Raw genomic sequence first — 6336 nt, 5'->3', positions numbered from 1 at the left:
CGAGTCGGTGCAAGTTTTTTCTAATCAGCACCTTAATGGCTCGATAGCTTTCTTGTCTATTCCCTCAACTAAAAATTGTCCGGAGTATTGTTAAAACAGGAAACGGAAATAGAGGATTTGGGTGAGAGCGATCGCTTCTTACCTTATGCCGATCGAGGTGAAATTATCCTTACCAACCAGACCCACAGGTATTAGAGAGGGCGATGCCTGCGGCTGACTCTTCGGTGACGCAGCAGGGTGTAATGCTCACACTGGACTACATCAAGCTATTTATGAATTGCGACATGGGTCGGTAACTGAAGGCAAGCAGATAATCGCTCTTGCTGATTGCACAGAGCAGTAAATACGTTGATGATACTTTGAAGATTGTGAAAGGTTTTTCACTATCATTTGCGTGAATTAAAAAACTTTAAACAAGAACGGGCTATGGTAATAAGATGGGTGGGGTGAACTCTGAGCTATTGAAAAATAAATAGAAAAAGATTACCAAAGCTCATTTTGGGCTACTCTAGAACTAGGCATCAAACATCGCTTACTATTGAAAAATTTTTCATAAACTCGCTGCTGTAGAATTTGCAGTTCATCTAAGCATAAATCTTTATTTATACTAAACTTCTACAACTTTAATTCCAGACTAAAATTCCCGAACAATATCTTGCCCAATTCCTTAAAATCTGACCCAAACAACTGGAACACACTAATCTTCGCCTTCTCGCACACAGGAATAATCAACTTCACCAAATGATAAGGTTGACTTTGATTTGTTCTTGAGGCTATCCTCAACGATTCCATAATTCTTCCTAAATCTCCCAATAACTTCACATCCTTTCCAATTGCTTGTTCAAACACTAACAAAATCAATTGTAATCTTCGGGTTAACTCGATCGGGATGGGTTTATATCCTAATTGGGGAGTAAGTGCAATTAATTCGCTAATTCCTTGAATATTAACTCGATATTTCTCTATTTCTTCTTCGCCTTTAATTTACTGTCCTAACCACCCGTAACAACGAGAACAAAATCCCGCAGGTGAAAACCTCGTGATCACAGGTAAACGGGAACCACAATGAGGACATTCTTCTATTAATCGCTGTTTGTGAATCAAACAAAATTCTACATCCTTAAATGACCATAATAATGGTTCATAGATAGTTTTGTTATCCTGCATCCACTCTTCCCAACAACAAGGACACCAAGCGCGATAGTTCCGAAATAACCCCTTGTCATAAATCATTCCTTTCCAGCTTAAAAGGGTCAAAAAGCGTAAATCCTGACGCATTGTTAACTCTTCTAAGACAGTGACTAATTTTCCTGTCATTTCTCGCATTCCGTTGATAGCCGGTTTAGCATCGCTATTTCCCAATACGTGACTCAGATTTTTTGCTAATAGCTCAGATTTATCCTCATCTTTGAGAATAAGTGGCGCAATTTCTCCCATAACGAGCTTCTGAGAGGTTAAACAGTGCGCCTGTGCCAAACGATGGAGATAGCTACTAAGACTTTCTGCGTAGGGAGTTCCCACCGCCATAGGTTCAAGAGAGAATAACCGACTCCGTTGCGGGATTTCTAGAGGTTTTAGGCTCCAATGTTCTGAGTAAATAGTCATCCCTCTTGGATTAACCTAAACGCTGGTACTTTAGTTTTAACAGCTAAATTTTAGGGATTAGTTTCCGATTCACTCTTAACCTCGATACCGTAATTAACAAAGAGATCGGAGACAGATATCTCCAAAGCTGCGGCTAACTTAACAATATTTTTTAATGAAGGGTTACGCTCTCCGGTTTCGATTCCTGAGATATAGTTGCGATGAAGTCCTGACTTTTCAGCCAGTTCTTCTTGGGATAAATCTAACTCTCGCCTTCGCCGCCTAATGGCTTTGCCAAAGCGGTACTCAATACTGGGGTGTTTTTGCGTCACAAAACAATACTGAACCAGTATCACCATTAAATCTATCTACTATCAGTGGACTTTTGCACAATATAAGTGTTACAAAGTTAAGTAGTATAGCATCAGGCAAGCAAGTTCTTAACTTTATGGTCTTATTTTGATAGATTCATAAAATAAAGCGCTTTGCGCTTACTAAGGAGTATATGAAAGAGCAATTTGACCAATGGGTTGCTCGCCTTCAAATATCCGAGGCAGGGCAAAAAATTATTGAGAAAGTTCGCTCATCTGAGCCATCCCGTCGCGTTGGTGGCGGTAGCAAGAATGTTTCGGGACGCTACCCTAGCCGCAAGATGGGAGTCACGATTCAATTTGAGTCTCATCGGGTTGAACTGCCAATTATCTATCAGTTAGAACATGATGAAGATGTTCTAGAATTCTACGACCAACCACCGCAAATTAAACTTGACTATCAAGCAAGTAACGGGCGTAGATTAGGCGTTTTACACACCCCAGATTTATTTGTCATCCGAACCAATTCGGCTGGTTGGGAAGAGTGTAAAACTGAGCATGATTTGAAAAAACTAGCAGAGAAAAACCCCAATCGTTACTTTTACTCTCAAGAAGATAATCAATGGCATTGTCCGCCAGGAGAAGTCTATGCTAACCAGTTTGGGCTTTATTACCGCATTCATTCAGATCGTGAAATCAATTGGGTTCTGCAACGTAATCTGCAATTTTTAGAAGATTATTATCGCTCAGAATCTCTAGTAGTGGAAGAAGCGATCGCTCAATCATTACTTGCAGTTGTGTCATCTCAACCAGGAATCACTTTAGCAGAATTACTCAATCGGTCAACAGGAGCTAAATCTGACGATATCTACACCTTAATTATTCAAGAGCAAATCTATGGCTACATTGGGCTTTTGTCCCATCGCAGTGTCAAAGGTAATCGTCAGCGCAAGCTGCCCGAAGACACCTTAGCAATTATGGAGAAGTTTATTTTAGAAGATTATGAAACTCTTAAACAAAAAAGAATGTGGGAGGTTTACGGGGCTTTAGTTCGAGCTTGCGAACAAGCTGGTGTAATTACTCCGAGTTACAAAGCATTTACTAAAGAAGTAAAACGCCGTCCTAGTTACGAACAGACTAAAAAACGCCAAGGTTGTCGTGCTGCTTATCAGCATGAATCCTTCTATTGGCGGCTTACTACAACTACCCCAAGACACGGCGATCGCCCATTTGAAATTGGCCATATCGACCATACTCAGTTAGATGTAGAGCTAGTTTGCTCTCGTACAGGTCGCAATCTGGGCAGACCTTGGGCAACATTTCTCGTAGATGCTTACTCACGGCGATTGCTGGCAGTTTACTTAACGTTTGACTCACCCTCATATCGTTCTTGCTTAATGGTGCTAAGAATTTGTGTCAAGCGTCACGGTAGGCTTCCCCAAATTATAGTGGTAGATAACGGTGCAGAGTTTCACAGCCGTTATTTTGAAATACTACTAGCTACTTGTGAATATACAAAAAAGCAAAGACCTCCAGCCAAAGCTCGTTTTGGTGCGGTTTGCGAACGCCTATTTGGAACTTCCAATACTCAATTTGTCCATAACTTACTTGGTAATACACAAATAACTCGTAACGTCCGGCAAGTCACCAAGTCCGTTAATCCTAAAAATCAAGCTGTATGGACACTTGGTTTACTGTATGAATATCTTTGTGCTTGGGCTTACGAAGTTTACGATATAAACGAACATCCGGCACTTTTCCAGAGTCCGAGGGATGCGTTTGCTGCGGGTATAGCGATTGGTGGCAGTCGGGTTCATCGCATGATTCCTTACGATGAAAACTTTCAGATTCTTACCCTACCTACAACTTCAAAGGGGAAAGCAAAAGTTCAGGCTGGACGCGGCGTAAAAATTAACTCCATCTACTACTGGTCTAATAGTTTCCGCGACCCTCAAATTGAAAATACCTCTGTGCATATAAAATACGACCCGTTTAATATTGGTATCGCTTACACCTTTGTTCGAGGACAGTGGGTAGAGTGTAACTCTCAATATTATGCAGAACTCCAAGGTCGTTCAGAAAAAGAACTGAATTTAGCTAGTATCGAGTTACGCAAACGCTATTCAAATCATACACAACAATCTAAAGTTTCGGCTAAGAATTTAGCAGAATTTTTAGCATCGGTAGAAGCTCAAGAAGCTCTATTAGAACAGCGTTCTTATGATGCAGAAGTTAAGGAAGTCTTTAGAGTAATTGAGGGTGGAAAAGCGATAACAAGCCGTAACGAACAACCAAAACTTATTCAAGTTACTTTTGCCAATACCGATTCTCAAGCGGATGAAGATGAAGCGATCGCCCCAAAAACACTTGTAGTGTATGAGGAGTTTTCATTATGACACAAGCTACTGGATTTCCGCTTGAACTCCTCACACTACCTGCTCCAGAAAGGCTTGCCTACTTTGAAAATTACACCGTAGCGCATCCTCGACTTAAAGAAGTCTATGAAATTCTCATGCGAACAATTGCTGAACCCGCAGGGGCATCATTTATCTTTATTTATGGCCCTAGCGGTATCGGTAAAACAACTTTGCGACTCCGTGTTGAGCAGAAATTAACAGAACTAGCATTACCTAAACTGGAAAGCGATCGCAGTCGTGTTCCTGTTGTTGGTGTTGAAGCTGTAGCCCCAGAATCAAGAAACTTTAACTGGAAAGATTACTACACACGCGCCTTAATCGCCTTAGAGGAACCCTTAATCGATCACAAGTTTGATTACGGCGTGCGTGGTATCTCTCGCGATAATTTTGGAAAAATTAATGTTGAGTCGAAAGTAGTTGCACCTGCTCTACGCAGAGCTTTAGAAAATGCTCTCATCCATCGTCATCCAGACGTATTTTTTGTAGATGAAGCACAACATTTTGGCAAGATGGCAAGCGGATACAAGCTACAAGATCAATTAGACTGCCTCAAATCTGTGGCAAATATGACAGGTATCTTGCATTGTCTATTAGGAACTTACGAATTACTGACATTCCGTAATTTGAGCGGTCAACTCTCACGTCGTAGTGTCGATATTCATTTCCGTCGTTATTGTGCTGACAATCCAGAGGATGTACAAGCTTTTAAAAGTGTATTGTTGACTTTTCAACAGCAGATGCCACTTGCAGAGCATCCAGATTTAGTTACTCATTGGGAATATTTTTATGAACGTACATTAGGATGTGTTGGCATACTGAAAAATTGGCTAACACGCGCTCTTAAAGATGCTCTGGATCGACAAGCAACAACAGTCACTCTCAAAGACTTACAAAAACGTGCTTGGTCAGTTGCTCAGTGTCAGAGAATGTTCAAGGAAATTCAAGAGGGCGAATGACAATTATCTGAAACGGAAACAGATATACAAAACTTACGCTCTGCATTAGGACTTGGTGCAAAACCAATTGTCTCCTCTGGCTTCTTATTCCAGACCAGATTATTGCCCTTATTGCTTAAAATGGCTTGGCGTTACTGCTAATTACCCGTCTTATGATAAAACCCCACCGAGCAAGGAAGAGATTATTTGGCAAACATGGGTTATCAAGACTGTTGGAGAATTACTTGCTAATACCCCTCACCTACCAAAACTTTTGAAAAGGGAAATAGTTGCTCAAGCGTTCTGTAGGTACGTAAACCAATTTACTGAAGGAAACACAGCTGCTTTTGCCCGTATGCTCGAAATTCCCAAAAACAAGGTTTGGATGTGGCAGATGGGAAAAGTCTTGCCAGAACTGAATGTGATTTTGAAAATCTGTTTTACTCTTCAGGTATCTGTGCTGGATTTTTTGACTCAAGAGACTCTTAAGGAGAATTCTAGTAAATTTCCTGCTACGCCTCAAAATCAAGTGAGAGATAGCAGTACAAAAAAGCTTGAAGTAAAGTTTGATAGCGATCGCACTCAACAATTACTTGAAAATGTGCTTCAAGCGAATGAACAACCGCTACCTATGACAGCAGTGGCGAAACGCCTTGGGTATCCTAAGCGAGTTCTTTACAGGCATTTCCCAGAGCTATGCCGAGCGATTTCAGCCGAGTACGTTAAGTATATGAAAGAATCTCGCATCAAACGAATTGAACACTGTTGCGAGGAGGTAAAACAAGCTGTTAGGCAAGTTCACACTGAAGGTATTTATCCTAGCGAGGCAGCTATTTCAAGGCTGTTGGCTAAACCAGGATGTTTTCGCGACAAAAAAGTTCGCGCTGCTTTAAGGGCAGCGCGAAGAGAAATTTGTTTGGAGCCATAACTTTGCCACCCTTTATTGGAAGCATAAGCTTGCCGTTGCGGCAAAGTTATGGGTAAAGTCACAATCGAAGCCTTTCGGTATTTTAAATTTTTAGTGGGGGTGGAGGGACTTGAACCCACACGACCTTTTACGGTCAACGGATTTTCATTCTCCCGCAGTTT

General features: G+C 41.2%; 5 protein-coding genes. 3 read left to right on the top strand and 2 right to left on the bottom strand.

The annotated features are described in order from the left end of the window. Positions 1-984: 984 nt before the first annotated feature. Complete coding sequence (locus tag V7K45_RS15215; protein WP_335004735.1) at positions 985-1605, bottom strand: TniQ family protein; 621 nt, start codon at positions 1603-1605, stop codon at positions 985-987. Between the two features lie 50 nt (positions 1606-1655). Beyond that, a complete protein-coding gene (locus V7K45_RS15210; RefSeq protein ID WP_179068201.1) occupies positions 1656-1943 on the bottom strand; it encodes a helix-turn-helix domain-containing protein in 288 nt (95 codons plus the stop codon). A 146-nt stretch (positions 1944-2089) separates the two neighbouring features. Here V7K45_RS15210 and V7K45_RS15205 point away from each other — a divergent pair, with 146 nt between their 5' ends. From V7K45_RS15205 to V7K45_RS15195, 3 genes are read left to right on the top strand one after another with little or no spacing between them, the layout of a single operon-like run. Further along, complete coding sequence (locus V7K45_RS15205; protein WP_335004731.1) at positions 2090-4291, top strand: TnsA endonuclease N-terminal domain-containing protein; 2202 nt, start codon at positions 2090-2092, stop codon at positions 4289-4291. Continuing rightward, the gene (locus V7K45_RS15200) at positions 4288-5268 is read left to right on the top strand and encodes an ATP-binding protein (protein WP_335004729.1); all 981 of its coding nucleotides are present in this window, start codon (positions 4288-4290) and stop codon (positions 5266-5268) included. Before V7K45_RS15205 ends, V7K45_RS15200 begins: the two co-directional genes overlap by 4 nt. Positions 5269-5323: 55 nt before the next feature. Then, complete coding sequence (locus V7K45_RS15195) at positions 5324-6175, top strand: TetR/AcrR family transcriptional regulator (protein ID WP_335004727.1); 852 nt, start codon at positions 5324-5326, stop codon at positions 6173-6175. The last annotated feature ends 161 nt before the right edge of the window (positions 6176-6336 follow it).

Origin of the sequence: Nostoc sp., assembly GCF_036917375.1 — a bacterium.
GTDB lineage: Bacteria > Cyanobacteriota > Cyanobacteriia > Cyanobacteriales > Nostocaceae > Nostoc.
Note: the sequence above shows the minus strand (reverse complement) of the source record. Positions and strands in the feature narration are given on the sequence as shown.

Coding starts and splice junctions, on each gene's coding strand:
- V7K45_RS15200 (WP_335004729.1), top strand. CDS start 4,288: ATGACACAAGCTACTGGATTTCCGCTTGAACTCCTCACACTACCTGCT.
- V7K45_RS15215 (WP_335004735.1), bottom strand. CDS start 1,605: ATGACTATTTACTCAGAACATTGGAGCCTAAAACCTCTAGAAATCCCG.
- V7K45_RS15210 (WP_179068201.1), bottom strand. CDS start 1,943: ATGGTGATACTGGTTCAGTATTGTTTTGTGACGCAAAAACACCCCAGT.
- V7K45_RS15205 (WP_335004731.1), top strand. CDS start 2,090: ATGAAAGAGCAATTTGACCAATGGGTTGCTCGCCTTCAAATATCCGAG.